Annotated in this window: 23 protein-coding genes; 21 read left to right on the top strand and 2 right to left on the bottom strand. The window is 38.2% G+C overall.

Translation table 11 applies throughout. The annotated features are described in order from the left end of the window. Positions 1-4 precede the first annotated feature (4 nt). On the bottom strand, positions 5-1,717 hold the full coding sequence (locus tag LGQ02_RS13090) for an Rqc2 family fibronectin-binding protein (RefSeq protein ID WP_226514809.1): 1,713 nt from the start codon (positions 1,715-1,717) through the stop codon (positions 5-7). A gap of 586 nt (positions 1,718-2,303) precedes the next feature. Between LGQ02_RS13090 and LGQ02_RS13085 the strand changes: the two genes are divergently transcribed. The 14 genes from LGQ02_RS13085 to spoVM all read left to right on the top strand — a co-directional run bounded on the left by LGQ02_RS13085 (position 2,304) and on the right by spoVM (position 16,176). Beyond that, a complete protein-coding gene (locus tag LGQ02_RS13085) occupies positions 2,304-3,185 on the top strand; it encodes a YicC/YloC family endoribonuclease (RefSeq protein ID WP_226514808.1) in 882 nt (293 codons plus the stop codon). Positions 3,186-3,318: 133 nt separating this feature from the next. After that, a complete protein-coding gene (gene remA, locus LGQ02_RS13080; protein WP_226514807.1) occupies positions 3,319-3,582 on the top strand; it encodes an extracellular matrix/biofilm regulator RemA in 264 nt (87 codons plus the stop codon). 172 nt (positions 3,583-3,754) lie between these two features. Next, the gene (gene gmk, locus LGQ02_RS13075) at positions 3,755-4,366 is read left to right on the top strand and encodes a guanylate kinase (protein ID WP_226514806.1); all 612 of its coding nucleotides are present in this window, start codon (positions 3,755-3,757) and stop codon (positions 4,364-4,366) included. Between the two features lie 4 nt (positions 4,367-4,370). Continuing rightward, complete coding sequence (gene rpoZ, locus LGQ02_RS13070) at positions 4,371-4,577, top strand: DNA-directed RNA polymerase subunit omega (protein ID WP_226514805.1); 207 nt, start codon at positions 4,371-4,373, stop codon at positions 4,575-4,577. 110 nt (positions 4,578-4,687) lie between these two features. Next, positions 4,688-5,899: a bifunctional phosphopantothenoylcysteine decarboxylase/phosphopantothenate--cysteine ligase CoaBC gene (gene coaBC, locus LGQ02_RS13065; protein WP_226514804.1), complete on the top strand. Its 1,212-nt coding sequence runs from the start codon at positions 4,688-4,690 to the stop codon at positions 5,897-5,899. Further along, a complete protein-coding gene (priA, locus tag LGQ02_RS13060; protein WP_226514803.1) occupies positions 5,896-8,331 on the top strand; it encodes a primosomal protein N' in 2,436 nt (811 codons plus the stop codon). Before coaBC ends, priA begins: the two co-directional genes overlap by 4 nt. Before the next feature lie 83 nt (positions 8,332-8,414). Further along, positions 8,415-9,353 (top strand): methionyl-tRNA formyltransferase, encoded by a 939-nt coding sequence (fmt, locus tag LGQ02_RS13055; RefSeq protein ID WP_226514802.1) that lies wholly within the window; start codon positions 8,415-8,417, stop codon positions 9,351-9,353. Position 9,354: 1 nt separating this feature from the next. Then, positions 9,355-10,707 carry a 16S rRNA (cytosine(967)-C(5))-methyltransferase RsmB gene (rsmB, locus tag LGQ02_RS13050; RefSeq protein ID WP_226514801.1) on the top strand — a complete coding sequence of 451 codons (1,353 nt, stop codon included), beginning with the start codon at positions 9,355-9,357 and terminating at the stop codon, positions 10,705-10,707. Positions 10,708-10,837: 130 nt separating this feature from the next. Next, entirely contained in the window at positions 10,838-11,596 is a 759-nt protein-coding gene (locus LGQ02_RS13045; protein WP_226514800.1) for a Stp1/IreP family PP2C-type Ser/Thr phosphatase, read from the top strand. Next, positions 11,593-13,608, top strand: coding sequence for a Stk1 family PASTA domain-containing Ser/Thr kinase (pknB, locus tag LGQ02_RS13040; protein WP_226514799.1), 2,016 nt, complete (start codon positions 11,593-11,595; stop codon positions 13,606-13,608). Before LGQ02_RS13045 ends, pknB begins: the two co-directional genes overlap by 4 nt. A 46-nt stretch (positions 13,609-13,654) precedes the next feature. After that, entirely contained in the window at positions 13,655-14,536 is an 882-nt protein-coding gene (gene rsgA, locus LGQ02_RS13035; protein WP_226514798.1) for a ribosome small subunit-dependent GTPase A, read from the top strand. A 1-nt stretch (position 14,537) separates the two neighbouring features. Further along, on the top strand, positions 14,538-15,182 hold the full coding sequence (rpe, locus tag LGQ02_RS13030) for a ribulose-phosphate 3-epimerase (RefSeq protein ID WP_226514797.1): 645 nt from the start codon (positions 14,538-14,540) through the stop codon (positions 15,180-15,182). Positions 15,183-15,262: 80 nt separating this feature from the next. Beyond that, entirely contained in the window at positions 15,263-15,928 is a 666-nt protein-coding gene (locus LGQ02_RS13025) for a thiamine diphosphokinase (protein ID WP_226514796.1), read from the top strand. Between the two features lie 167 nt (positions 15,929-16,095). Next, entirely contained in the window at positions 16,096-16,176 is an 81-nt protein-coding gene (gene spoVM / locus LGQ02_RS13020; protein ID WP_007202502.1) for a stage V sporulation protein SpoVM, read from the top strand. 108 nt (positions 16,177-16,284) lie between these two features. Here spoVM and rpmB read toward each other — a convergent pair whose 3' ends face one another. Beyond that, on the bottom strand, positions 16,285-16,473 hold the full coding sequence (rpmB, locus tag LGQ02_RS13015) for a 50S ribosomal protein L28 (RefSeq protein ID WP_096189173.1): 189 nt from the start codon (positions 16,471-16,473) through the stop codon (positions 16,285-16,287). A 711-nt stretch (positions 16,474-17,184) separates the two neighbouring features. On the opposite strand from rpmB, the gene LGQ02_RS13010 reads away from it, so the two are divergent. The 7 genes from LGQ02_RS13010 (at position 17,185) to fapR (ending at position 24,859) form a co-directional block, all read left to right on the top strand. Next, positions 17,185-17,550 (top strand): Asp23/Gls24 family envelope stress response protein, encoded by a 366-nt coding sequence (locus LGQ02_RS13010; protein ID WP_226514795.1) that lies wholly within the window; start codon positions 17,185-17,187, stop codon positions 17,548-17,550. Positions 17,551-17,571: 21 nt separating this feature from the next. Then, positions 17,572-19,257, top strand: a complete 1,686-nt coding sequence (locus LGQ02_RS13005; RefSeq protein ID WP_226514794.1) for a DAK2 domain-containing protein — start codon at positions 17,572-17,574, stop codon at positions 19,255-19,257. A 31-nt stretch (positions 19,258-19,288) separates the two neighbouring features. Beyond that, positions 19,289-20,146: a DegV family protein gene (locus tag LGQ02_RS13000; RefSeq protein ID WP_226514793.1), complete on the top strand. Its 858-nt coding sequence runs from the start codon at positions 19,289-19,291 to the stop codon at positions 20,144-20,146. 454 nt (positions 20,147-20,600) lie between these two features. Further along, positions 20,601-21,263, top strand: coding sequence for an L-serine ammonia-lyase, iron-sulfur-dependent subunit beta (sdaAB, locus tag LGQ02_RS12995; RefSeq protein WP_226514792.1), 663 nt, complete (start codon positions 20,601-20,603; stop codon positions 21,261-21,263). Positions 21,264-21,285: 22 nt separating this feature from the next. Further along, positions 21,286-22,164 (top strand): L-serine ammonia-lyase, iron-sulfur-dependent, subunit alpha, encoded by an 879-nt coding sequence (sdaAA, locus tag LGQ02_RS12990; RefSeq protein ID WP_226514791.1) that lies wholly within the window; start codon positions 21,286-21,288, stop codon positions 22,162-22,164. A 21-nt stretch (positions 22,165-22,185) separates the two neighbouring features. Next, complete coding sequence (gene recG, locus LGQ02_RS12985; protein WP_226514790.1) at positions 22,186-24,216, top strand: ATP-dependent DNA helicase RecG; 2,031 nt, start codon at positions 22,186-22,188, stop codon at positions 24,214-24,216. A 64-nt stretch (positions 24,217-24,280) separates the two neighbouring features. After that, positions 24,281-24,859, top strand: coding sequence for a transcription factor FapR (fapR, locus tag LGQ02_RS12980; RefSeq protein WP_404802357.1), 579 nt, complete (start codon positions 24,281-24,283; stop codon positions 24,857-24,859). Positions 24,860-24,864 lie beyond the last annotated feature (5 nt).

Below are 24,864 nucleotides of genomic sequence, written 5' to 3'. Positions count from 1 at the left end.
TTTTTTAACTGTTTTGTTTCAACGATAAAATGAGATCTTCATCGGGTGTTGCAAATAATGTCGCTTGATTATCGTAAATAACATACCCGGGCTTTGCCCCACTAGGTTTTTTCACATGTCGAATGAGCGTGTAATCAACAGGGACTTGACCGGAGTTTCTTGCTTTACTAAAGTAGGCAGCTAAGTTGGCTGCTTCATGCAAGGTCTTTTCACTGAAGTTATCACTTCGAATGACCACGTGAGAGCCTGGTATATCCTTCGTATGGAGCCATGTATCGTTTTGGCGAGCGAGTCGATTCGTTAAATACTCATTTTGCTTATTGTTTTTTCCTACGTAAATGTCAACACCTTCTGTTGAAGTATATCTTTCAAGGTGTGGTTTATCTTGTTTTTTCTTTTTCTTCGTTTGACTTCTTTTCTTTAAGTAACCTTCTTCTTGAAGCTCTTCACGAATATCTTCAAGATCGCGTGGAGATGCTGCTTCAACTTGCTGGATCACTTGATCTAAATAAGACATTTCTTCTTTTGCTTTTTTAATTTGTTCCTGCACGATAGCGACAGAGTTTTTCAACTTATGATATTTCTTAAAGTATGCTTGAGCATTTTCTGAAGGAGACTTTCTCGGATCTAGGGGGATAGTGAGTGATTTTTGGTCAGGATCGTAATAGTCAATCACTTCAACTTCATTGTCACCTTCTTGAATTAAGTGCATATGAGCCGTCAAAAGCTCACCAAAGCGTTGTTGCTGTTGCGCTTTATCTGCATCAGTTAGCGTTTTTTCGAGTTTTTTAATTTTCTTCTTGTTTTTATTGTATTCATTTCTTAACATCCGCTCTAAATCGTGAGCTTGTTGTTTTACTCGATCTCTCTCTGCTTTGCCATAAAAATAACGGTCTAGCATTTCATGAACAGAATCAAATGTTTTTCTCTCACCGCTTTTGTGGGTTAGCGGAATAACGGTAAACGTTTCGTTCGTTTTGTCGATGATCATTTGTGGTGAATATTCATGGTTCTTAATAGGAGCTAATGTTTCAACGAATGCAGGTGGTACAGTTTCAACATTTGAAAACTTCGCCCGGTGTAATATTTCTTTCACCACTTGTGGAGATAACCCACTATACGTATCGATTAATTGTTTATCCATTTTTCCTTGGTGGAAATTTAATTTTCGCTTCACATCATCCTCATTGACTGAAAGTGGGTTCACTTTATCTTGGTGAGGTGGCTCTTTATAAGGCTGCCCTGGCAACACGGTTCTGAAGGCCGACAGTGAAGGTGGAATATGTTTGATACTGTCTAAGATGATGTTCTTCTCTGTATCGACTAAAAGAATATTACTATGTCGTCCCATTAGTTCAATAATTAACTTTTTATATGAGACATCGCCTAATTCATTGCGCCCTCTAAAGGAGAAAGTAATAATTCTTTCTAGTTCTTTTTGTTCGACTTCTTCTAAAATACTACCTTCCAAATGCTTTCGGAGTAGCATACAAAACATTGGCGGCTCTTGTGGGTTTTCATACTTTTCATTTGTTATATGAAAGCGTGCAAAAGAAGAATTTGCTGAGAATAATACTGAGTAGTTTTTTCCGCCTCTTCTTACTGTAAAGATTAATTCCGTTTTATAAGGTTGATGTATTTTTACAATCCGTCCTGAAATAAGTTTTTCTTGCAAGTCTTGTGTGACAGCTCGTGTCACAATGCCATCAAATGACATTTGCACACCTCCTTTTTATCCATCAATAGAATAACATGTTTCTTATCGTACGTGAATCAATTTCATAACTCAAAATATGATGCGAAATTACGAATGATGAGTGTGAACTCCACTTCAGACGGATGCTTTCCCGAGGGTTGTCTTCAGTTAACTTAGGCTCGACAACTCTTCGCCTAAGTGGATCTTCAGCTCGTTGCTCCTGCGGTTACTCGTCGCAGATAAACAGTGTTCCTGCGATTACTCGTCGCAGATAAACAGTGTTCCTGCGATTACTCGTCCCAGATAAACAGTGCTCCTGCGGTTACTCGTCGCAGCTCGAAGCAGTTCGAAGAAGTATTGCTCGTCGCTGAACCTCCGGGAGTCGCCGTCTTTTGTTACGTTTTCTTCTAAAAATATGCTGAAAATTGAAAGCAGTTGTTATTCGTGTTTCAATATTATTGTGTACATCATTGAAAATATACAGTACTTTTTACGTCCATATGAAAATATCAAACCGCTTTATATAGGCATTGATAAAAGAATCTTGCCTTCACACTTGTTGTCCAACCTAAAATTGTTTAAAATAGAAGTTGTGGATGTGATAGATATGGTTATAAGTATGACCGGATATGGTCGCTCATCAAAGGAGATAGCTGATTCTGAGGTTACAGTAGAAATGAAGGCGGTTAATCATCGTTTTTGTGAAATCAATATTCGAATGCCTCGGCAATTTTTCTTTCTTGAGGATCAATTAAAGAAAACAATTTCAAACTATGTTCAACGCGGAAAAGTTGATGTGTTCATACATTTAAAAGGTGAAGGAATTGTCGAACGTTCATTGTCCGTTGATTGGGATCTGTTCCAAGATTACCACGAGACATATACAAAAATGATTGAACGTACGACATCTTCTGCCGCATTTCCAGTTGACCAATTGTTGTTGCATGAAAATGTTGTTGAAGTACAAGAAAAAGAAGAAGTGACTGAAGACTTAAAAGAAATGCTTCTATCTGCTGTTGAAGAAGCTTCTGTTCAACTAAAAGAAATGCGGATGAAAGAAGGACAAGAATTATATTCTGATGTAACAAAGCGAATTGAAAAACTGTCGGGGTGGACAGAAAAGTTAACAGAATTAGCACCGACTGTACAGAAAAACTATCGTGATAGGTTACAAAAGCGTGTGGAAGAGTTTATGAATGGAGCATTAGATATTGATGAAGCTCGAATGCTCACAGAAGTTGCTGTCTATGCAGATAAAACAGATATACAAGAAGAAATCACTCGTATTGACAGTCACTTAAAGCAATTCATACACATCCTTTCAGAGGGTGGTGTAGTAGGCAGAAAACTCGACTTCGTAGTGCAAGAGTTAAACCGAGAGACAAATACAATCGGTTCAAAAGCAAATGACATTGAGATTAGTCAGCTTGTCGTCGATCTCAAATCTGAGCTAGAAAAAGTTCGAGAACAAGTACAAAATATTGAATAGATAATTAACTTATAGAGTATGTTCTTATTATGGAAAAACGATGATAACGACTTTTGAACATCTTCTCGTTTATAAGATAATTATAAGTAAATGAAGTAGGAAGTAACGATTAGAAACGTTAGGGGAAATGAAGATGGATATTAAACTTATTAACATTGGCTTTGGAAATATCGTTTCAGCAAATCGAATTATTTCCATTGTCAGCCCGGAATCAGCACCGATTAAAAGAATTATTACTGAAGCTAGAGATAGAAATATGCTAATCGATGCAACTTATGGGAGAAGAACAAGGGCTGTAATTATTGCAGATAGTGACCACGTTATTTTATCTGCTGTTCAACCTGAAACGGTTGCACAACGTGTTATTAGTAACAAAGACGATGAGTCTGACGAATAATAGAAAATCATTACAAGTGCCATCGGACTTTCCGGTGGCTTCCTCATTCTATCCACTGATTAGTAATTAAGGAATGTGTTTATAATAAATGGTAGAATAAATTAGGACTTGAATTATACTGTTAAAAATGATAAACATGATACATATGTAACAAGGAAAGCTGGAGGTTTATATGAGAAGAGAAAAAGGTTTACTCATTGTTTTATCTGGCCCATCTGGTGTTGGTAAAGGTACGGTCTGTGGTGCGTTAAGGCAGCACGATACACATATACAATATTCAGTTTCGGCTACGACTAGAAATCCGCGTCAAGGTGAAGAAGATGGCGTGAATTACTTCTTTAAGTCAAAAGAAGAGTTTGAACGCATGATCGAAAATAATGAGCTATTAGAATGGGCTCAATATGTCGACAATTATTATGGAACACCAAGAAATTATGTTGAAGAGACACTCGCGCAAGGAAAAGATGTTATATTGGAAATTGAAGTTCAAGGAGCCTTGCAAGTGAAAGAAACCTTTCCAGAAGGAGTCTTTATCTTTTTAATGCCTCCGAGTTTAAAAGAGCTTCGTAGTCGAATCGAAGGTAGAGGAACAGAAACGAAGGACCTTATTGACAGTCGCATGACAATTGCTAAAGATGAAATTGATTTAATGGATAAATATGATTACGTCGTTGAAAATGACGAGGTAGAGTCAGCGGTCGAAAGAATTAAGTCTATTGTTACTGCTGAAAATTGCAAAAAGGAAAGACTTATCAATATTTATAAAGAACTTGTAGAGGAGTGATCATATGTTAAACCCATCTGTTGATTCATTGATGAATAAAATTAACTCAAAGTACACACTTGTAACGATCTCCGCTCACAGAGCCCGCCAGCTTCGTGAAAACCCTGGCCTTTTCCAAAAGACAGAGAAATCACAATCTGTAAATTTCGTAGGGATGGCGTTAGAAGAGATTGACGCAGAAAAATTAACATACGAAAGAGAAGAATCATAAAACAGCCTTATCATAAGGTTGTTTTTTTCTTTGTTTTTCTCGCTGGTTTTCGGTATTGTTAAAGGAAAGAGACATAGAAGAATTAAGGAAACCGATGGAGGCGAACATAAATGGACAAGAAACGAATTTTATTATGTGTAACTGGTGGCATTGCTGTTTTTAAAGCGGCTGCATTAACGAGTAAACTTATCCAACATCAATATGAAGTAAAAGTATTGATGACATCTTCTGCCCAAGAGTTTGTCACTCCGTTAACTTTTCAAGCACTATCGCGTGACCGCGTCTATACAGATACATTTGAAGAAAAAGACCCAACGAAAATTGCTCACATCGACATTGCCGATTGGGCAGATTTAGTTCTTATTGCCCCTGCTACAGCGAATGTTATAGGCAAACTAGCAAACGGAATCGCTGATGACATGGTATCTACGACGTTACTAGCGACAACAGCTCCTATTATGATTGCTCCAGCGATGAATGTGAATATGTATGCTAACCCTGCTGTTCAAAAAAATATGGTGACATTAAAAGAATATGGTTATACGTTTATTGAACCTAATGAGGGGTATTTAGCATGTGGGTATGAAGGTAAAGGTCGAATGAGTGAACCTGAAGATTTATTGGAATTAGTAGAACATCATTTTACAAAAATAGCAAATGTAAAGTGGTATGGAAAAAAAGTATTAGTTACTGCAGGGGCAACAAGAGAAAAGATAGATCCAGTACGTTTTTTTACGAACCGATCAACAGGGAAAATGGGTTATGCGATTGCAAAAGAAGCTGCAAAACGTGGAGCTGATGTGACACTTATTTCAGGCGTATCTGCAGTTGAAGAACCACACGGAGTAAACGTTGTAAGAGTTGACTCGGCGCAACAAATGTATCATGCGGTACTGAAAGAGTTCCCACATCAAGATTTAGTGATTAAATCAGCTGCAGTAGCAGATTATCGACCAAAAAATACATACGATCAAAAAATGAAAAAACAAGAGGGTAATTGGTCCGTAGAAATGGAGAGAACAAAAGATATATTGAAAGAATTAGGTGAAAAGAGGACACACCAAACATTAGTTGGTTTTGCGGCAGAATCTGAAAACCTTGAAGAATTTGCGAAAAAGAAACTTGAGAAAAAACGTGTCGATATGATTGCGGCGAATTCTATATCTACTCCAGGATCTGGTTTTGCAGGGGATACAAATGAAATCATACTTTTTAAACGGGAAGGTGAACCTGTAAGGGTACCTATGGAAAAGAAAAGTGAAATTGCGAAAGTGCTTCTTGATGAAACGATGAATATCATGGAAGGGTTCAATGGCAAATGATTGCACGTGTGATTGTAGATGTAGCAACAAACCAAACGGATCGTTTCTTTGATTATTTCATTCCTCCCGTTTATGAAGAAACAACGGTCCCGGGGGTAAGGGTGATTATTCCTTTTGGGCCTCGTAAAGTACAAGGATTTGTTATGGAAGTTGTTGACTCTAGCCAATACGACTTGAAGAAAATAAAGTCAATAATTGAAGTTGTAGATGTTCAGCCACCTTTAACTCAAGAATTATTAGACCTAAGTGTTTGGCTAAAAGAACAAACATTATCTTTTCATATAGCCGCTTTAAAAGTTATGTTACCAGCAGCGATGAGAGCGAAATATAAAAAAGAAATCAAAGTACACCCTGAGGTAAATATCGCTTCTTTACCCATTGAGTTTCAAAGGTTATTTCCAGATGAGACAAAAAAACTTGATTGGGATGATGTTCATAAACATTTTTCAGAAGAACAAAGAAAACTTATTACAAAAGCGATAAAAGAAGGAAAACTAATAACAGAGTCGATTGTTGGTACAAAAGAAACAAGCAAAAAACGTAAAATTATTAAAAGGAACGTAGACAAACAGCGGTTGAAAGAAGTAGCTGATACTCTACCAAAGAATGCCGAGAAGCAAAAACAGTTACTGCAATTTTTTCTTGAGAGTGAAGATGGAAAAGAATGGACAGTTGTTGATTTATTAGAAAAAACGCATGTATCACGTGCAACAGTACAAGCTCTAGTGAAAAAAGGGTACTTACTTGAAGAAGAAAAAGTATTTAATCGTGACCCTTATGAGGGGAGAAGCTTTAAAAAAAGTAACTCACTATCCTTAACTTCTGAACAAAGCGAATCACTTACACCGATCATTACTTCGATGGAAAACAACACCCATGAAACGTTTCTATTACGAGGCGTGACAGGGAGCGGGAAAACAGAAGTTTATTTACAAGCAATTGAACACGCACTTAAAGCAGGGAAAGAAGCGATTGTTCTTGTTCCAGAGATTTCCTTAACCCCACAAATGGTCACTCGCTTTAAAGAAAGGTTTGGTTCGTTAGTTGCGGTTCTACATAGTGCGCTATCAAAAGGTGAAAAATACGATGAATGGCGAAAAATTCGAAACAAAGAGGTCCGAGTAGTCGTTGGGGCAAGATCAGCAATCTTTGCACCTTTTGAAAACTTAGGGATCGTCATTATTGATGAAGAACACGAAACAAGCTATAAACAAGAAGAATCACCGAGATACCACGCAAGGGATGTTGCGATTAAAAGAGGAAGTTATTTTAATTGTCCAGTCATTTTAGGGAGTGCGACACCTTCTCTAGAAAGTTATGCAAGGGGGAAAAAAGGTGTCTATCATTTACTGACGATGGATAAACGTGTAAATGATGTAAAAATGCCTACTGTCAATGTTGTTGACATGAGAGACGAATTAAAAAATGGGAACAGATCAATGTTCTCGAATGAACTGTTTGAAGCGATTATTGACCGGAAAGAACGTAATGAGCAAGTCGTACTTTTTTTAAACCGAAGAGGGTATTCGACGTTTATAATGTGTCGAGACTGTGGTTATGTTGCTGAATGTCCGCATTGTGACATTTCATTAACCTATCATCGAACGAACCAATCGTTACAATGTCATTATTGTGGATATACAGAAACGGTGCCAACAATTTGCCCCGAATGTGAAAGTGATTCAATCCGTTTTTTCGGATCAGGTACCCAGAAGGTAGAAGAAGAGATTAAAAAAGTGATTCCAGGTATTCGTGTCATTCGAATGGATGTTGACACAACTAGAAAAAAAGGGGCACATGAGAAACTATTAAATCAATTCGGACAAGGTGAAGGTGATGTCCTATTAGGGACACAGATGATCGCAAAAGGGTTAGATTTTCCGAACATCACACTAGTCGGTGTGTTAGCGGCAGATTCAATGCTTCATTTACCAGACTTTCGCTCTTCTGAACGAACGTTTCAATTATTAACACAAGTAAGTGGCCGAGCAGGTAGACATGAAAAGCCAGGAGAAGTGATCGTGCAATCATACACTCCTGATCATTACAGTATACAAGATGTGAAAGAACACGATTATGTCTCTTTTTTTCAAAAAGAAATGTACATTCGTAAGCAAGGCGGTTATCCTCCTTATTACTACTTAACACTCATTAATATTAGTGATAACGACTTACAAAAGGTCGTCACTGTAACGGAAAATATCGTGAAGTTTTTAAAGGGGAATTTATCAAACGATACATTCGTGTATGGCCCAGTTGCATCAGCGATCCCTCGAATCAAAGATAGATATCGCTACCAATGCATGATAAAATACAAAGTTGAACCGAAGTTGATTGCTGTTTTGCAAGAAGTCATAAGAACGTATCAAGGAGAGATGAGTAGAACAAGCTTATCCATTGTCATTGATACAAATCCATATATGATGCTTTAAACAGTTGTTTAAAATGCAAAAGCTTTAAGGGAAAATTCTAGTGTCTATTACTGCCTTTATAGCGAGAAAGTGAGGAATGAAAAATGAGAGTGGTCTTTATGGGAACGCCAGATTTTGCGGTTCCTGTATTACATACATTAGTGGAAAATGGGTATGATGTCGTTTTGGCGGTTACGCAACCGGATCGACCAAAAGGAAGAAAAAGAGAGTTAACACCGCCACCAGTAAAGGTGGCTGCCCAAGAACATGGTATAAACGTTTTTCAACCTGAAAAAATTAAGCAAGAGGAAGAATGGAAGCAAGTTGCTAAAGTAGAACCAGACTTAATTGTCACAGCTGCATTTGGACAAATCTTACCGAAGGAATTGCTAGATATTCCTCTGCTAGGGTGTATCAATGTTCATGCATCATTACTACCAGAATATCGTGGCGGAGCTCCAATACATCAAGCGGTGATCGATGGACAGAAAGAAACAGGCATAACGATCATGTATATGGTAGAAAAGCTTGATGCAGGAGATATTCTATCACAGCGCTCAATCCCTATTGAGGATAATGATACGACGGGTACAATGCATGATAAATTAAGCGAATTAGGGGCTGATTTATTATTAGAGACATTGCCTCAAATAGAAGAAGGTACAATCCAGGCCATTGAACAAGATGAAACGGAAGTTACATATTCGCCAAATATTACAAAAGAGCAAGAGAAGATTGATTGGGCAATGACTGCTGAACAAATTTATAACCAAATTCGCGGATTACACCCATGGCCAGTTGCGTACACAACCTTAGAAGGAAAACGTATGAAAGTTTGGTGGTCTGAAAAGACAACAGAAACGACAAACAAAACACCAGGTACGATTGTAAAACTAGATGAAGGCATTTTTGTTGCTTGTGGAGATGGGACAGTATTAAAACTGACCGATATTCAACCTTCAGGAAAAAAAAGAATGGATGTTAAGACGTTTTTAGTAGGTGCAGGAAAAGAATTAACTGAAGGAACGTTGTTAGGAGAGTAATATGAAACAGCAAATGAATGTACGTGAGGTTGCGTTAGAAACGTTACTTCGAATTGAAAAAAATCAAGCATACAGCCACCTTTTGCTTAATGAAATGATTAAGAAAGCTAAGTTAAACGACAAAGACGTGCCGTTGTTAACAGAAATTGTTTATGGAACCATTCAACGCCAAAAAACGTTAGATTTTTATTTAGAACCACTCTCAAAAAAGCCTTTACAGAAGCTTGATAATTGGGTGCATATATTATTAAGGCTTTCCTTATATCAAATGATTTATTTAGATCGCGTCCCTGATCATGCTGTCATTAATGAAGCTGTGCAAATTGCCAAAAAACGAGGCCATAAAGGAATCTCTGGAATGGTCAATGGAATATTGCGGGCTGTTCAACGAAAAGGGACGAGGTCGTTTGATACCATTGATGATAAATTCGAGAAAGTCGCAGTAAAATCGAGCCATCCGGCGTGGTTAATTAAGCGTTGGTCCGGGCAATATGGATTAGAGAAAACGGAACAAATGGCGATAAGCAACTTACTTCACCCGAAAACGACAGCGAGAGTAAATGTAAGTAAAGTTAATGTTGATCAAGTATTACACTCACTTAATGAAGAGGGAATTGAAGCGCAAAATAGTGACCTTCTCCCAGAAAGTATTGTGGTTCAAAAAGGGTCACTAAGCAAGACGAAAGCATTTCAAGAAGGGTGGCTTACGATTCAAGATGAAGGGTCAATGCTTGTCGCAAATGCGCTTGGTGTAAAAGTAAACGAACAAATTTTAGATGCGTGTGCGGCTCCAGGTGGGAAAACGACACATATCGCTGAAAAATTAAAAAACACCGGACAAGTACAAGCGTTAGATATTCATGACCATAAAATCAAGCTGATTATGGATCAAGTGAATAGATTGCACCTTACAAACGTTGAGGCAGAAGTACTTGATGCAAGAAAAGTTGATACAAAGTTTAATGAAGAAAGCTTTGACCGCATTTTAGTTGATGCCCCTTGTTCTGGCTTAGGGGTAATACAAAGAAAGCCAGATATAAAATGGTCAAAAAAAGCAGACGATGTCAATCATTTAGCAACCATTCAACAAGATATTTTGCGCTCTGTCTGGCCACTTCTAAAAAAAGGTGGCACTCTTGTCTATAGTACTTGTACCGTGGATAAAGAAGAAAATGAACAAAACGTCTACCGGTTTATAGAGTCCGTACAAGAAGCAACGTTAGATGAAACATTTATTGAACGGATGCCAGATAAAGTCAAAGATAGTGTAGCTGATAATAAAGCAATGATCCAGCTATTCCCAGGAGATTATGGAACAGATGGATTCTTTATTTCAGCATTAAAAAAAATATAAAATCCTTTTGAGACAAGGATTTAAAACAGAATTTGGCGAAACCGTTTACTAGTAGAAAAAGATAGTAAAACGATCATTTACGTCAAATTCGTACGATGAGCGTAATGAAAGAAATGAGGGGATCTATGTTATGGAAGCGATCTTTCGTACACATGTAGGGAAAATACGTCGTCACAATGAAGATGATGGAGCTTTTGAAAAAAATGAATCCGGACAAACGATCGTACTTGTTGCTGATGGAATGGGGGGGCATCAGGCAGGTGACGTGGCTAGTCAAATGACAAAAGAACTTTTGTTACAAAGATGGAATGCTATAGAGCATTCCATGTCTCCTAAAGAAACGGAAGAGTGGCTTCAACAGGCGATTACAGATGTGAACCAAGCGCTCTATAATCATGCTAAAGAAAACGTAACTTGTGAAGGGATGGGAACAACGTTAGTTGTTGCTATTTGTAATGAAGATTTTATTACAGTTGGTCATGTTGGAGATTCACGTGTTTATTTAAAAACAAGTGATGGTTTAAAGCAGTTGACAAATGATCACTCACTAGTAGGAGAGCTTGTACGTTCAGGACAAATTACAGAAGTTGAGGCGATGCACCACCCAAGAAAAAATGTTGTTTTACGAGCATTAGGAACAGAATCGACTGTTAAACCTGATATTCGTACCATTGATTGGGAAGCAGGGTCGTGGCTCATATTATGCTCAGATGGTTTGACAGATATGATTGAAGATGAGGAAATTGAAAAGCATTTAAAAAGTGATGAACCTTTATCTACAATTGCTGATACATTGATCGAAACAGCAAACGAACGCGGTGGGGAAGATAACGTAACAATTGCCATTGTTCGCTACTCCTATGTGACAGAGGAAGTGAATGAAGCATGAAAGGTGAACGTATTAATGAACGATATCAAATCGTAAAGCCTGTTGGCGGCGGCGGAATGGCTGATGTTTATTTAGCTCATGATATCATTCTCGATCGTGAAGTTGCAGTAAAGGTTTTAAAAGCTCAATTCTCAAAAGATGATGAGTTTATACGTCGATTTCGTAGAGAGGCTCAAGCGGCTACAAGCTTAGCCCACCCTAATGTTGTCAACATTTATGATGTAGGCGAAGAAAAAGACTTATATTATATCGTTATGGAATACATTGATGGTCTAACATTAAAAGATTACATTCAACAAAAAGGGAAACTAGATGTGCATGAAGCAGTGTCTTATATGGAACAAATGGTTTCAGCAATTGATCATGCTCATGAAAATCGTATTATTCATAGGGATTTAAAGCCTCACAATATTTTGATTAGTAAAGATGGACAAGCGAAAATCACAGACTTCGGTATCGCTCGTGCCATTAGTGAAGCTACAATCACTCATACGAATTCAGTTTTAGGATCTGTACACTACTTATCACCTGAACAAGCTCGTGGAGGCAATGTCACGTATCAATCTGATATTTATTCGCTCGGTGTGGTCATGTACGAAATGCTCACTGGAGAAGTGCCGTTTCAAGGGGATACAGCAGTTTCTGTTGCCATTAAACATTTACAAACACCATTACCGTATTTAAGGGATATGGATCCGAATATTCCTCAAAGTGTTGAAAATGTTGTTTTAAAAGCAACTGCGAAAGATCCATCAGACCGTTTTCTATCAGCAGGTGAATTGTTAACCGACTTACATACGGTTTTGAGTCCTGAAAGAGTAAATGAAAAGCGCTATTACATTCCTACTCCAAATGATGAACAAACAAAAGCAATACCAATCATTCAAAATGAACAGGTCGGGGACCAATCGAAAGAAACGCTCATTCATAACCAAAATACAATGGTAAGTTCAAATGATACTGAAGAGAAACCTGCAAAGAAAAAGAAAGGTCCAAAATTTTGGTTTACAGCCATTATTCTAGCATTCCTCTTTTTATTTGGAACGACTTACCTTGCCTTTTCGCTCATTCCAAGTTGGTTACACGTTAACGATGTGATAATTCCAGATGACCTTATTGGAATGGAAGCAGACGAAGCAGCGGAAGTACTACTAGAGTTAAAATTAGAAGTCGAAGAAGAACACCAGTACGATGATGAAATGGAAGAAGGAAAAGTTATCTCACACCGACCTGGTGCTGGCTCAACAGTAAAAGAAGGTGCATCAGTAACCTTGTTTATTAGTGAAGGTAGTGAACCGCAAGAAATGGTCGATGTGACTGGATTATCTCTCGAGAGAGCTGAAAGAGAGCTTGATGGTTTTGAGGGGATTGAAATTGAGTTAAAAGAAACAATGGATGGCGATGATAACACGGTTCTTTCTCAATCGCCAGAAGTAGGAAATATGATTATTCCTCATGATACAGTTGTCACGCTAGTTGTAAGTGAGAGACGGACATATATTATGGGGCACTTACTTAACTTTACTAGAGATGAGGTAGGTGAAGAAATAGGCAATGAACCGTTGTTAAATATTACGTATAAAGAAGAATATCACCCGACAGTTGAAGAAGGAAGAGTGGTTTCTCAAGATCCTCCAAGGGGAACTGAAATACGTGAAAGAACAGATGCAACCATTATTTTTTCTAGAGGACCTGAACCTGAACCAGACCCTGAGCCGATTTCTGGTAATGTGCCTGTAACAGTGGAAATAAATGAAGACATAGATGAAGACATAGATGACGAAGAAGAACCACAGCCAGTTCGTGTCCAAATTACGGTTATTGATTTGGAAAATAGTATTCCTGCAACAGTTGTGGATGAAGAAACTAGTGATACAACGATGTATCAAGTACCAATGACTATTGCTCCTGGAGAACAAGCACTTGTTTATATTTACGTTAATGAACAAAAATATAAGGATTCGCCAAAAGTGATTTCGTATGAAGAATTAAAAGAACAACAATATGAATAATAAAAAAAGGAGCTATCATCTTTTTTTCATGGATAAGGAGGCTTGAATGAGTAGAGGAAGAATCGTAAAAGCATTAAGTGGTTTTTATTATGTGGAAAATGAAGATGGCATTTTCCAATGCAGAGGGCGGGGGAACTTTCGGAAGCGAAAAATCACCCCTCTCGTAGGTGACTGGGTGGAATTTGAAGCGGAAAATAGAACGGACGGCTACGTTTTAAGTGTAGAAGACCGGCAAAATGAACTCATTCGTCCACCGATTGCGAATGTAGAGCAGGCTGTTCTTGTATTTTCCACAGAAGAACCATCCTTTAGCTCTCTGTTACTAGATCGATTTCTAATCCATGTTGAAGCTAATGATATCGATCCGATTATTTGTTTATCAAAGGTCGATCTATTAGAAGAAGAGCAACAACAGATGATGCAAACATATGAGAGTACGTATCGTGATCTAGGGTATGAGGTCGTCAATACGTCGATTTACTTGGATGAAACGATAGAGGCCCTCCGTCCATATTTAGCAAATAAAGTTTCTGTTTTTGCAGGTCAGTCTGGTGTAGGGAAATCATCACTTTTAAATGCCTTAAAGCCAGATTTAGATATTGAAACAAACCCTATCTCTAAAAGTTTAGGGAGAGGTAAACATACGACGCGTCATGTAGAGCTCATCCCGATTGAAAAGGGTTATGTTGCAGATACTCCTGGTTTTAGTTCGTTAGACTTTGAAGGAATTGAAGCAGATGAGCTTGGCATGTATTATCCTGAAATGCGAGAACGGTTAAATGATTGTAAGTTTAGAGGCTGCACACATATCAATGAACCGAAATGTGCGGTAAAAGCAGCAATAGAAAATGGTGAAATTGCACAGCATCGTTATAATCATTATTTACAATTTGTCGAAGAAATCCAATCACAAAAGCGGAGGTACTAAGATGATAAAAATAGCTCCTTCTATCTTATCAGCAGATTTTTCAAAATTAGGAGAAGAAGTAAAAGACGTTGAAAAAGGTGGAGCAGACTATATTCATGTAGACGTCATGGATGGTCATTTTGTTCCTAATATTACAATTGGTCCATTAATTGTCGATGCGATTCGACCGGTTACGGATCTTCCATTAGATGTCCATTTAATGATTGAGAACCCAGATCAATACATTCCTCAATTTGCAAAAGCTGGAGCAGATATTATAAGCGTTCACGCAGAAGCTTGTGCACATTTACATCGAACAGTTCATTTAATAAAGGAGCAAGGCGTTAAAGCGGGTGTCGTGATTAACCCCGCAACACCAGTTGACTCTATAAAACCTATCATTGAAGATGTTGAACTTGTTCTATTGATGACGGTTAACCCCGGGTTTGGAGGACAGTCATTTATTCATTCTGTCTTACCTAAGATTTCAGAAGTGCGTGAGCTAGTAAATCAAACTGGTAAAGAGATCGACATTGAAGTTGACGGTGGTGTAAACGAAGAGACAGCTAAGCTTTGTGTAGAAGCGGGTGCGAATGTACTAGTTGCTGGATCAGCTGTATATAACCAACCTGACCGACAAAAAGCGATTGAGTCGATTAGAGGTTAATTACAAAGAGCGAAAGGGAAGCCGGTGCAGTTAATGCATGGGCTTTTTTCACACGGATGAAAACGTTAGGAGAAGAGGAAATGATTTATATATTATTTGCAGGAGGTCCGATTGAGAATATTCCACCTGTTTCAGAAATACAGCGAATATATGGAAGTGGGGATGTAAAGTGGATCGGTGTGGACAGAGGGGTTTATTATTTATTAAAAGAAAACACCCAACCAGATTATGCTTTTGGTGACTTTGATTCATTATCGAAAGAAGAAAAAGAGTGGGTTGATGAGTATTCACTTTCACTTAAAGTTTATCCAGAAGAAAAAGATGAAACTGACTTAGAAATTGCTTTAAGTTGGGTGTTGTTACGTCAAGATGTCGAAAAAGTCATTATTTTTGGTGGAACTGGAGGACGATTAGATCATCTATTTATGAACACACAATTGCTTTTAAAAGGGCTTGAACTCGATATTCCTGTCATATTGGAAGATCGTTCGAACAGAATGTTTATGAAAAAACCAGGTTCATATACGCTAACAAATAGCGAAGCAAACTACATCTCGTTTTTGCCGATGTCAAAAAAAGTAAAAGGTCTGACTTTAACAGGGTTTCGTTACCCACTGAAAGAAAAAGAGGTTGTACAAGGATCTAGTCTTTGTATAAGTAATGAATTAAGAGAGAGTCAAGGGAGTTATTCATTCAAAGAAGGAATTTTGATGGTGTTTGAATCAAGTGATCATATGCACAGTTAAAGCTTAATGCACATAGGTTATTAACGTAACGGAAAATCAATTGGGCTATTATTATAAAAAAAAGGTACTATTTCCACCCAACTGAATATAATGTGTAATAACGAAGCACGTTTTTATGTATATGTTATAACGTCCCGAGGCGGCACCTTATAAGAGGAGGGGGAAAAATGAAGTTTTATACGATTAAATTACCAAAGTTTCTTGGAGGGTTTGTTAGAGCGGTATTAGGATCATTTAAAAAGGGTTAATCGATATAGTCTATCAAGTGAGGAGTGGAACACTCCTCTTTTCCATTGGTTTGTACGAAAGGAAAAAAACGGCGCGGTTAGGCGCCGTTTTTTAGTACAACTTTCATATTAAACGCGTTGAACTTTTCCTGATTTAAGAGCTTTCGCTGAAACGTATACACGTTTCGGCTTACCGTCAACCAAGATACGTACTTTTTGTACGTTAGCACCCCAGCGGCGCTTATTCGCGTTCATCGCGTGAGAACGTTGGTTACCTGAGCGAGGTCCTCTTCCTGTTACTACGCATTTACGTGCCATGATTCTCCCTCCTTCTGACACACGATGAGTGACATCTGTTCTTTTTTGTGGATGTTCAAAAAGTCCGAGAAAAATGACCGTCGAATTTCTTTGTCAGCTAGGTTATCCATTGCTCACATATCATTACACATACGCTTTGCAAATCTAACATTTGCTTCTTAGAATTCCTTGGTCCTTTTCATCCTCTTTTTAAACATAGTCATTTTTGAACTATTGCAATTCAAACACTTCGTAATCTTAGCATACGCCATCATAGATTTCAAGTCATTTTATATAAACTTTCAAGGAAAAAAACTTGACAGTATATTGTATAATATGTTTTGTTATTTTATATAATGTATTTAATTTATGCTATCAGTTAGGATTGGGCGATAAGTTAAGTTTTTTTACACGTATAAAACGTTAGCAAGAGAAGAACGTTCGACGTTGCTGAATTTTTTACGACTTGAGTATAAGGTTTAGGTTTACCGGATAAAAGGACGATGTCCTATCCATCGCAACGCAGGTACTAGCATGTTCTGTGCTGTCGCAACGATGGTTCTTCTTTTACTATAAGGGTTGAAAATCACTGAGTGTTTTTTATCATCGTCAGTATTATTTGCATAGTTTTAAGAATGATTAGGAAGAGAGACCTATCTGTTCTTTCAAAATCTCTTTCATTATAGTAAAATGACGGTAGCCATTAGAGAAATACCTAGAGGAGGCATATTCATGACCATCGAAATGAAGACGAATTATGGAAAGATCGACGTTTCTAAAGAAGTAGTTGCTGTCATTGCAGGTGGAGCGGCAATCGATTGTTATGGTATTGTTGGAATGGCTTCACAAAAGCAATTAAAAGATGGAATTACGGATCTATTAGGAAAAGAGAATTTAAGACGCGGTGTTGTCATTCGTGAAGAAGACGATGAACAAGTCCACATTGATATGTATATTATTGTAAGCTACGGAACGAAGATTTCAGAAGTGGCACACAACGTACAATCAAAAGTAAAATACCAATTAGAACAAATGTTAGGTTTAGTTGTCGACTCTGTTAACATTTTCGTTCAAGGAGTACGAGTAACAAACCCATAGGATGAGTTAGGAGGAGCAATAGTGACGATCAAGAAAATTGAAGGAGAAAAGTTTGCTCATATGCTTATTGAAGGGGCAAACAATTTATCCAACAATTCTAAAACAATTGATGCGTTAAACGTTTTCCCTGTACCAGATGGTGATACAGGTACAAATATGAATTTAACGATTACATCTGGCGTAAAAGAGGTAAAAGGAGCAAATACCGAGAACGTCGGTAAAGTAGCTGGGAGCTTTGCAAAAGGATTACTTATGGGTGCAAGAGGAAACTCTGGAGTAATCCTTTCTCAACTGTTTAGAGGTTTCTCGAAATCCGTTGAGGGTAAAGAAGAATTAACAGCGAAAGATTTAAGTCTTGCCTTCGAATACGGAGTAGAAATGGCGTACAAAGCTGTGATGAAACCAGTTGAGGGGACGATCTTAACAGTTGCTAAAGATTCGGCGAAGAAAGCAGGAGAATATACGAAGCGAAACGATGATGTCATCGGTCTGATGGAGGCTGTTCTTGAAGAAGCCAAGGCTTCATTAGAGAGAACACCAGATTTACTTCCTGTACTAAAAGAAGTAGGTGTCGTTGACTCAGGTGGACAAGGTCTCGTTACAATTTATGAAGGCTTTCTAGCTGTTTTAAAAGGTGAAAAGATCGTAGATGTCGTTCAAGATGCACCAAACATGGACGAGCTTGTCAAAGTAGAACATCACCAATCTGCACAAAGTCATATGGCTACTGAAGATATTGAATTTGGTTATTGTACAGAAGTGATGGTGAAATTCGAAGAAGAGAAAATGAAAGAAAATCCTTTCAGTGAAGACAACTTCCGGGAAGTACTTAGTCAATACGGTGACTCACTATTAGTTGTTTCTGATGATGACTTGTTAAAAATCCATATTCATGCTGAGCACCCAGGTAATGTCATTACTGAAGCTCAACAGTTCGGGGCATTAGTTAACGTGAAAATTGAAAATATGCGCGAACAGCATACAAGTATCCTTGAACAAGAAGGTGTAGAAGTTCCGCATGATACAAAAGAAGCACAAGGTCTTGAGAAAACAGAGTATGGTATTGTAACTGTTGCAATGGGTGCTGGTATTGCTGAGCTATTTAAAGGTTTAGGTGCAAAAGTTGTCATTGAAGGCGGGCAAACGATGAACCCATCTACAGAAGACTTTGTTAAAGCAATCGATGAAGCAAATGCTGAAAAGTTGATCCTGCTTCCTAATAACAGCAATATTGTTATGGCCGCTGAGCAAGCTGCATCCGTATCAGATAAAGAAATTGTTGTCGTACCATCAAAATCGGTTCCACAAGGGTTAGCAGCATTGCTTGCATATAACCCTACTGATGCTTTAGAAGATAACAAAGAAGAAATGACAGAATCACTAGGAACGGTAAAAACAGGTGAAGTTACATATGCCGTTCGTGATACGAGCATCAATGGTGTTGACATTAATAAAGGTGACTACATGGGTATTTTTGAAAAGGACATTGTAGCCACAGGAACATCCGTGCAAGAGGTTGCGCAAGATTTATTAACTAAGATGATTGACGACGAAAGCGAAATTGTTACAGTGATCCGCGGTGAAGACCGAACGGAGCAAGAAGCTGACGATCTCGTAGATTATATTGAAGGTCAATATGAAGATGTAGAAGTAGAAGTTCATGAAGGAAACCAACCTTTATATTCTTATATCGTTTCTGTAGAATAATCGGTTGTAAAATGAAGGGGGTTGTGTCTTAATGAGTCAAGTTAAAATTGTTACTGATTCAACAGCAGATATTCCAAAGAACATTGTAGAAGATTTAAACATTTCCGTTGTCCCGTTAAAAGTACATTTCGGAGAAGAAACGTATGAAGATGGTGTTGATTTAAATGCTTCACAGTTTTATGAAAAACTTAGAGGTGCAAGCCAAATTCCAACGACATCACAGCCAACCCCACATCAATTTGAAGCGGAATACCGTCGTATCCATGAAGAATCACCAGAAGATGACATTATTTCTATTCATTTATCATCAAAACTTAGTGGAACCTTTCAATCTGCCTACATAGCATCACAAACGTTAGGTGATGAAGTTCCACTAACAGTCATCGATTCTCGTCGTGCATCGTATGCTATTGGCATCATTGTTGTCGAAGTTGCTAAGCTAGCAAAGAACGGCGCTTCAAAAGAAGAATGTTTAAAGAGAATTGATGAGCTTCTTGAAGATACGGTTGTTTATTTCATGGTTGATACACTGGAATACCTCGAGAAAAACGGTAGAATCGGAAAAGCCTCAGCAGTTCTCGGTTCACTTTTGAAAATAAAGCCGATTCTTTCATTAAACGATGAAGGTGAAGTTTACCCATTTGAAAAAGTGAGAGGCAACAAAAAAGCTGTCGCAAAAATCATTCAACAAGTTGAACAGAAATATGCAGATAACCCAATTCACGTGGGGATTTCACATGCAGAAAGTGAAAAAGAAGCAAAAGCTCTCATGGAAAAGATCGAAGGCTCCTTTAATGTAAAGGAATCCATTATTACAGACATCGGGCCTGTTATCGGAACTCATGTTGGCCCTGGTACACTTTCTGTTTCAATCACGAATGTAAAATAAACGTTAATTTATGGATTCCTGCCGTACGCGGTAGGGATTCTTTTTTTATCTTACACATAAGTGGTGGTTCGTCAGGTGTGTTTAACGTTAATATGGGGTTAAAAGCTAAGAAAATTTATAATGATTATAATATGAAATAAAATGTTTTATACAAAGAATAACGTTTTTACAGAAATGTTTAAGTTTCACGAAGGAAGCTGGATTTTCACGACAAACTCACAACCTTTACGGCCAGCTTCGCATCAGGAAAAGCGCTTGTATGTTCGCCTCGTATTCCAACATTAATGATGTGAAAAGGGGAGACAGTTTTCTCATTAACAGAGTAACATATACATATATTCAGCAAATTATACCCATATAACAATAAATGATAGCCCTTTCACGATTGGTTTGTTAACATATAAATAGTGGGAAGTATATATATAGATCGTATACGTTGAGGAGGAAGGCCGAAATGAAGTTTCGTAGTGTATTCGATATTATTGGCCCTGTCATGGTAGGGCCATCAAGTTCACATACCGCAGGTGCTGCAAGAATAGGGCTTGTTGCAAGACAACTCTTTCAAAAAGAACCAGAATGGGTAACTTTTCATTTATATGGTTCGTTTGCAAAAACTTATCAAGGGCATGGCACAGATGTTGCTTTGTTAGGTGGTATTTTAGGGTTTGATACATTTGACCCTCGTATTCCAAAAGCCTTTGAGCTTGCTGAAGAAAAAGGGATGGACTTTTCATTCCATGAAGAGAACGTGAATATGGACCACCCGAATACAGTAAAAATCAGACTCGGTGATGGACAGCACCAAATGGAACTCGTTGGAATATCAATTGGTGGCGGAAAAGTTGAAATAAAAGAATTAAACGGCTTCAAATTAAGGCTAAGTGGGAACCATCCAGCGATTTTAGTCGTTCATAATGACCGTTACGGTGCGATTGCGTCTGTTTCCACAGTACTCGCAAAGCACGAGATCAACATTGGGCATATGGAAGTTTCACGTAAAGATGTTGGGGAAGAAGCATTAATGGTGATTGAAGTAGATCAAAATATCCAAAATAATGTTATGAAAGAAGTTGGAAGCTTGCCATGTGTTGAAAAAGTAACGAAAATTCATGATTAATGAATGTAATGGAGGTTGCAGCATGTTTCGAAACGTACAAGAACTTGTCGAGATCGCAGAAAAAGAGAATTTACCGATTTCAGAAATGATGATTAAACAAGAAATGAAAATCCATGAGCGTTCGAGAGAAGAAATATTTTCTCAAATGGAAAAGAATTTAGATGTCATGGAGAAGGCGGTTGAAAGAGGAATTAAAGAACAAGTGGAGTCTGTCTCAGGCTTAACGGGTGGAGACGGAAAGAAGCTTTATGAATATATTCAAAACAATGAAACACTTTCAGGAACACAAATTTTAGACGGTGTTGCAAAAGCGATGGCAACGAATGAAGTCAATGCCGCAATGGGAACGATTTGTGCTACGCCAACAGCTGGCTCGGCAGGGGTAGTACCTGGGGTGTTGTTCTCTGTAAGAAATAAATTGAACCCTACAAGAGAAGATATGGTTCGCTTTTTATTTACGAGCGGTGCGTTCGGTTATGTTGTTGCAAATAATGCATCGATATCAGGAGCTGCAGGTGGTTGCCAAGCAGAAGTCGGTTCTGCAACGGGGATGGCTGCAGCAGCAATCGTTGAAATGGCGGGAGGAACACCAAAACAATCAGCCACAGCAATGGCGATTGCGCTTAAAAATATGCTAGGATTAGTATGTGACCCTGTTGCAGGTTTAGTAGAAGTTCCATGCGTAAAACGAAATGCATTTGGAGCATCTAATGCGGTTGTTGCAGCTGATTTAGCGTTAGCAGGAATTGAAAGTCGTATTCCGTGTGATGAAGTCATTGATGCGATGTATAAGATTGGTGAATCAATGCCATCAGCACTAAGAGAAACGGCAGAGGGTGGCTTAGCGGCAACACCGACAGGGCGGAAATACCAAGAGCAAATTTTTGGTTCCTCAAAGTAAATAAAGGTGTGAAGAAAGAAAATGACTGAATCATTATCAAATATTTCAGGGGTTGGCCCAAGAACAGAAGAACAATTCGAGAAAATGGGCATCCATACAATTAGCGATTTACTTGAATATTTTCCATTTCGATATGAAGACCATGCGATTCGGCCTCTATCTGAAGTGCAGCATGAAGAAAGAGTGACGGTTCGTGGAACAGTTCATAGTGAACCGGACCTTCGTTTTTTTGGAAAAAAGAAATCTCGGCTGACCGTTCGCGTACTCGTGGACGGTCTCTTAGTTCAGGCGATCTTCTTTAATCAACCATACTTAAAAAATCAAATTAACCTAGGCGAAGAAATGACTTTTAGCGGAAAGTTTGACAGGCACCGTCTAATGGTAACGGGTGGAACGTTAAAAAAACAAGATCCTGATGCTGAAGGATTAGAGCCTGTATATTCCGTAAAGGAAAATTTGAAAGTGTATCAGCTAAGAAAGTTTATTAAACAAGCATTTGAGCAGTATGGCAATTCCATTAGTGAAAATCTTCCACAACAATTGTTAACTACATACAAATTGATGAGTAAGAAAGAAGCACTTTACCACCTCCATTTCCCTGCGACAGCAAAGCACTTAATGCAAGCTAAACGGAGAATGGCTTACGAAGAACTTCTTCTTTTCCAACTGAAAATGCAATTTTTTCGAAAAAAAGAACGTGAAGCAGATCAAGGACAAATAAAAGATTTTTCACAGACAGGTATAGAGGCGTTTGTCGAAAAACTTCCGTTCCCATTAACAAATGCACAAAATCGAGTGTTGAAAGAAATTACAGAAGACCTTCGCTCTGAATATCGAATGAACCGACTTTTGCAAGGGGATGTAGGTTCTGGTAAAACAGTGATTGCAGCTTGTGCGCTATTTGCAGCAGTAAAAGCAGGCTTTCAAGGAGCACTTATGGTTCCAACAGAAATATTGGCAGAACAGCATGTAAGCTCGATAAAAGATTTGTTAGAGCCATTCGGGTTAAAAGTTGCGCTTTTATCTGGATCTGCGAGAGTGAAAGAACGCCGAGAAGTCCTTCACAATCTTGAGGCGGGTGAGGTTGATGTTCTTATTGGAACACATGCACTTATTCAAGAAGGTGTAAACTTTAAGAAATTAGGACTTGTTATTACAGATGAGCAGCATCGCTTTGGTGTTGATCAAAGACGGATATTAAGGAAAAAAGGTATACGCCCAGATGTTCTATTCATGACCGCAACACCCATTCCGCGAACGTTAGCGATCTCAGCATTTGGCGACATGGATGTATCTGTGATAGATGAACTCCCAAAAGGGCGCAAAGTGATTGAAACACATTGGGCAAAGCCGCACATGCTTCCACGAGTATTAGATTTTATTGAAAGAGAATTAACGAAAGGGCGGCAAGCCTACGTGATTTGCCCCCTGATTGAAGAATCAGATAAACTTGATGTGCAAAATGCAATCGATGTGCACGCGCAGTTGTCACAAGCATTAAACGTATACAACATTGGACTGATGCATGGAAGGTTACCAGCTGATGAAAAAGAAGAGGCCATGGATAATTTTGCAGATAATAAAACGCATGTTCTCGTTTCTACAACTGTTGTTGAGGTAGGAGTAAATGTTCCAAACGCGACAGTTATGGTTATTTATGATGCAGAAAGGTTTGGCCTCTCTCAGTTACATCAATTACGTGGGCGAGTTGGACGCGGTAGTGAGCAATCATATTGTATTTTACTAGCTGACCCTAAATCAGATGTCGGTAAAGAACGAATGAAAATTATGACTGAAACGAATGACGGCTTCCAATTGTCGGAAAAAGATCTTGAGTTACGAGGACCGGGAGATTTCTTTGGCTCAAAACAAAGTGGATTACCGAATTTTAAAATTGCCGACATTGTTGAAGACTATAGAGTGTTAGAGGTCGCAAGGCAAGATGCTACAAAGCTTGTCTATTCTGAAGCATTTTGGCAAGGGGAAGATTACCGTATGCTAAGAGAGTCTTTAGAGAAACAAGGGGCTTTCAAACGAGAAAAGTTAGATTAAACGAAAATATTTTTGGTTGAAAATTGTAAGGAGCAACTATATACTACTATTAGTACCTAGTCATATGAGTGTGGACGTGATAAGATTGAAACTGTCAAAAAAGCAAAGACAACCGTTATTAAAAGAGAAAATTGAAGAAAATCCATTTATTACAGATGAAGCGTTAGCAGAACATTTTGGAGTGAGTGTACAGACGGTGCGTCTAGATCGTCTTGAATTAAACATTCCAGAAGTTCGTGCGCGAATTAAGGATGTAGCAAAACAGCAGTACGATACTGTTAAAGCGTTAGCCCTCGAAGAAGTCATTGGTGAAGTGATTGACCTTGAGTTAGATAAACATGCAATTTCAATTTTAGATATTCGGGAAGAACACGTTTTTTCTAGAAATCAAATTGCTAGAGGACATCATTTATTTGCCCAAGCTAACTCACTAGCTGTTGCGATTATTGATGACGAATTAGCGTTAACGACAAAAGCGGAAGTCTCATTTAAACGGCAAGTAAAAGCTGGTGAACGTGTTATTGCAAAAGCTCGTGTTGTTGAAATTAAAGAATCTCGGACAATTGTTGAAGTAACAAGTTACGTTGAACAAGAAATGGTCTTTCGCGGTGAATTTTCTATGTACCGTGAAGATCAGTCGTAAGAGGA

This window comes from Bacillus shivajii (assembly GCF_020519665.1).
Lineage (GTDB): Bacteria > Bacillota > Bacilli > Bacillales > Salisediminibacteriaceae > Bacillus_CA > Bacillus_CA shivajii.
The sequence above is the reverse complement of the archived record's forward strand: the minus strand, read 5'-3'. Positions and strand labels throughout refer to the sequence as shown.

Excerpts from the sequence above, each read along its gene's own strand:
- LGQ02_RS13090 (WP_226514809.1), bottom strand. The coding sequence starts at position 1,717 with ATGTCATTTGATGGCATTGTGACACGAGCTGTCACACAAGACTTGCAA.
- LGQ02_RS13085 (WP_226514808.1), top strand. The coding sequence starts at position 2,304 with ATGGTTATAAGTATGACCGGATATGGTCGCTCATCAAAGGAGATAGCT.
- remA (WP_226514807.1), top strand. The coding sequence starts at position 3,319 with ATGGATATTAAACTTATTAACATTGGCTTTGGAAATATCGTTTCAGCA.
- gmk (WP_226514806.1), top strand. The coding sequence starts at position 3,755 with ATGAGAAGAGAAAAAGGTTTACTCATTGTTTTATCTGGCCCATCTGGT.
- rpoZ (WP_226514805.1), top strand. The coding sequence starts at position 4,371 with ATGTTAAACCCATCTGTTGATTCATTGATGAATAAAATTAACTCAAAG.
- coaBC (WP_226514804.1), top strand. The coding sequence starts at position 4,688 with ATGGACAAGAAACGAATTTTATTATGTGTAACTGGTGGCATTGCTGTT.
- priA (WP_226514803.1), top strand. The coding sequence starts at position 5,896 with ATGATTGCACGTGTGATTGTAGATGTAGCAACAAACCAAACGGATCGT.
- fmt (WP_226514802.1), top strand. The coding sequence starts at position 8,415 with ATGAGAGTGGTCTTTATGGGAACGCCAGATTTTGCGGTTCCTGTATTA.
- rsmB (WP_226514801.1), top strand. The coding sequence starts at position 9,355 with ATGAAACAGCAAATGAATGTACGTGAGGTTGCGTTAGAAACGTTACTT.
- LGQ02_RS13045 (WP_226514800.1), top strand. The coding sequence starts at position 10,838 with ATGGAAGCGATCTTTCGTACACATGTAGGGAAAATACGTCGTCACAAT.
- pknB (WP_226514799.1), top strand. The coding sequence starts at position 11,593 with ATGAAAGGTGAACGTATTAATGAACGATATCAAATCGTAAAGCCTGTT.
- rsgA (WP_226514798.1), top strand. The coding sequence starts at position 13,655 with ATGAGTAGAGGAAGAATCGTAAAAGCATTAAGTGGTTTTTATTATGTG.
- rpe (WP_226514797.1), top strand. The coding sequence starts at position 14,538 with ATGATAAAAATAGCTCCTTCTATCTTATCAGCAGATTTTTCAAAATTA.
- LGQ02_RS13025 (WP_226514796.1), top strand. The coding sequence starts at position 15,263 with ATGATTTATATATTATTTGCAGGAGGTCCGATTGAGAATATTCCACCT.
- spoVM (WP_007202502.1), top strand. The coding sequence starts at position 16,096 with ATGAAGTTTTATACGATTAAATTACCAAAGTTTCTTGGAGGGTTTGTT.
- rpmB (WP_096189173.1), bottom strand. The coding sequence starts at position 16,473 with ATGGCACGTAAATGCGTAGTAACAGGAAGAGGACCTCGCTCAGGTAAC.
- LGQ02_RS13010 (WP_226514795.1), top strand. The coding sequence starts at position 17,185 with ATGACCATCGAAATGAAGACGAATTATGGAAAGATCGACGTTTCTAAA.
- LGQ02_RS13000 (WP_226514793.1), top strand. The coding sequence starts at position 19,289 with ATGAGTCAAGTTAAAATTGTTACTGATTCAACAGCAGATATTCCAAAG.
- sdaAB (WP_226514792.1), top strand. The coding sequence starts at position 20,601 with ATGAAGTTTCGTAGTGTATTCGATATTATTGGCCCTGTCATGGTAGGG.
- sdaAA (WP_226514791.1), top strand. The coding sequence starts at position 21,286 with ATGTTTCGAAACGTACAAGAACTTGTCGAGATCGCAGAAAAAGAGAAT.
- recG (WP_226514790.1), top strand. The coding sequence starts at position 22,186 with ATGACTGAATCATTATCAAATATTTCAGGGGTTGGCCCAAGAACAGAA.
- fapR (WP_404802357.1), top strand. The coding sequence starts at position 24,281 with ATGAGTGTGGACGTGATAAGATTGAAACTGTCAAAAAAGCAAAGACAA.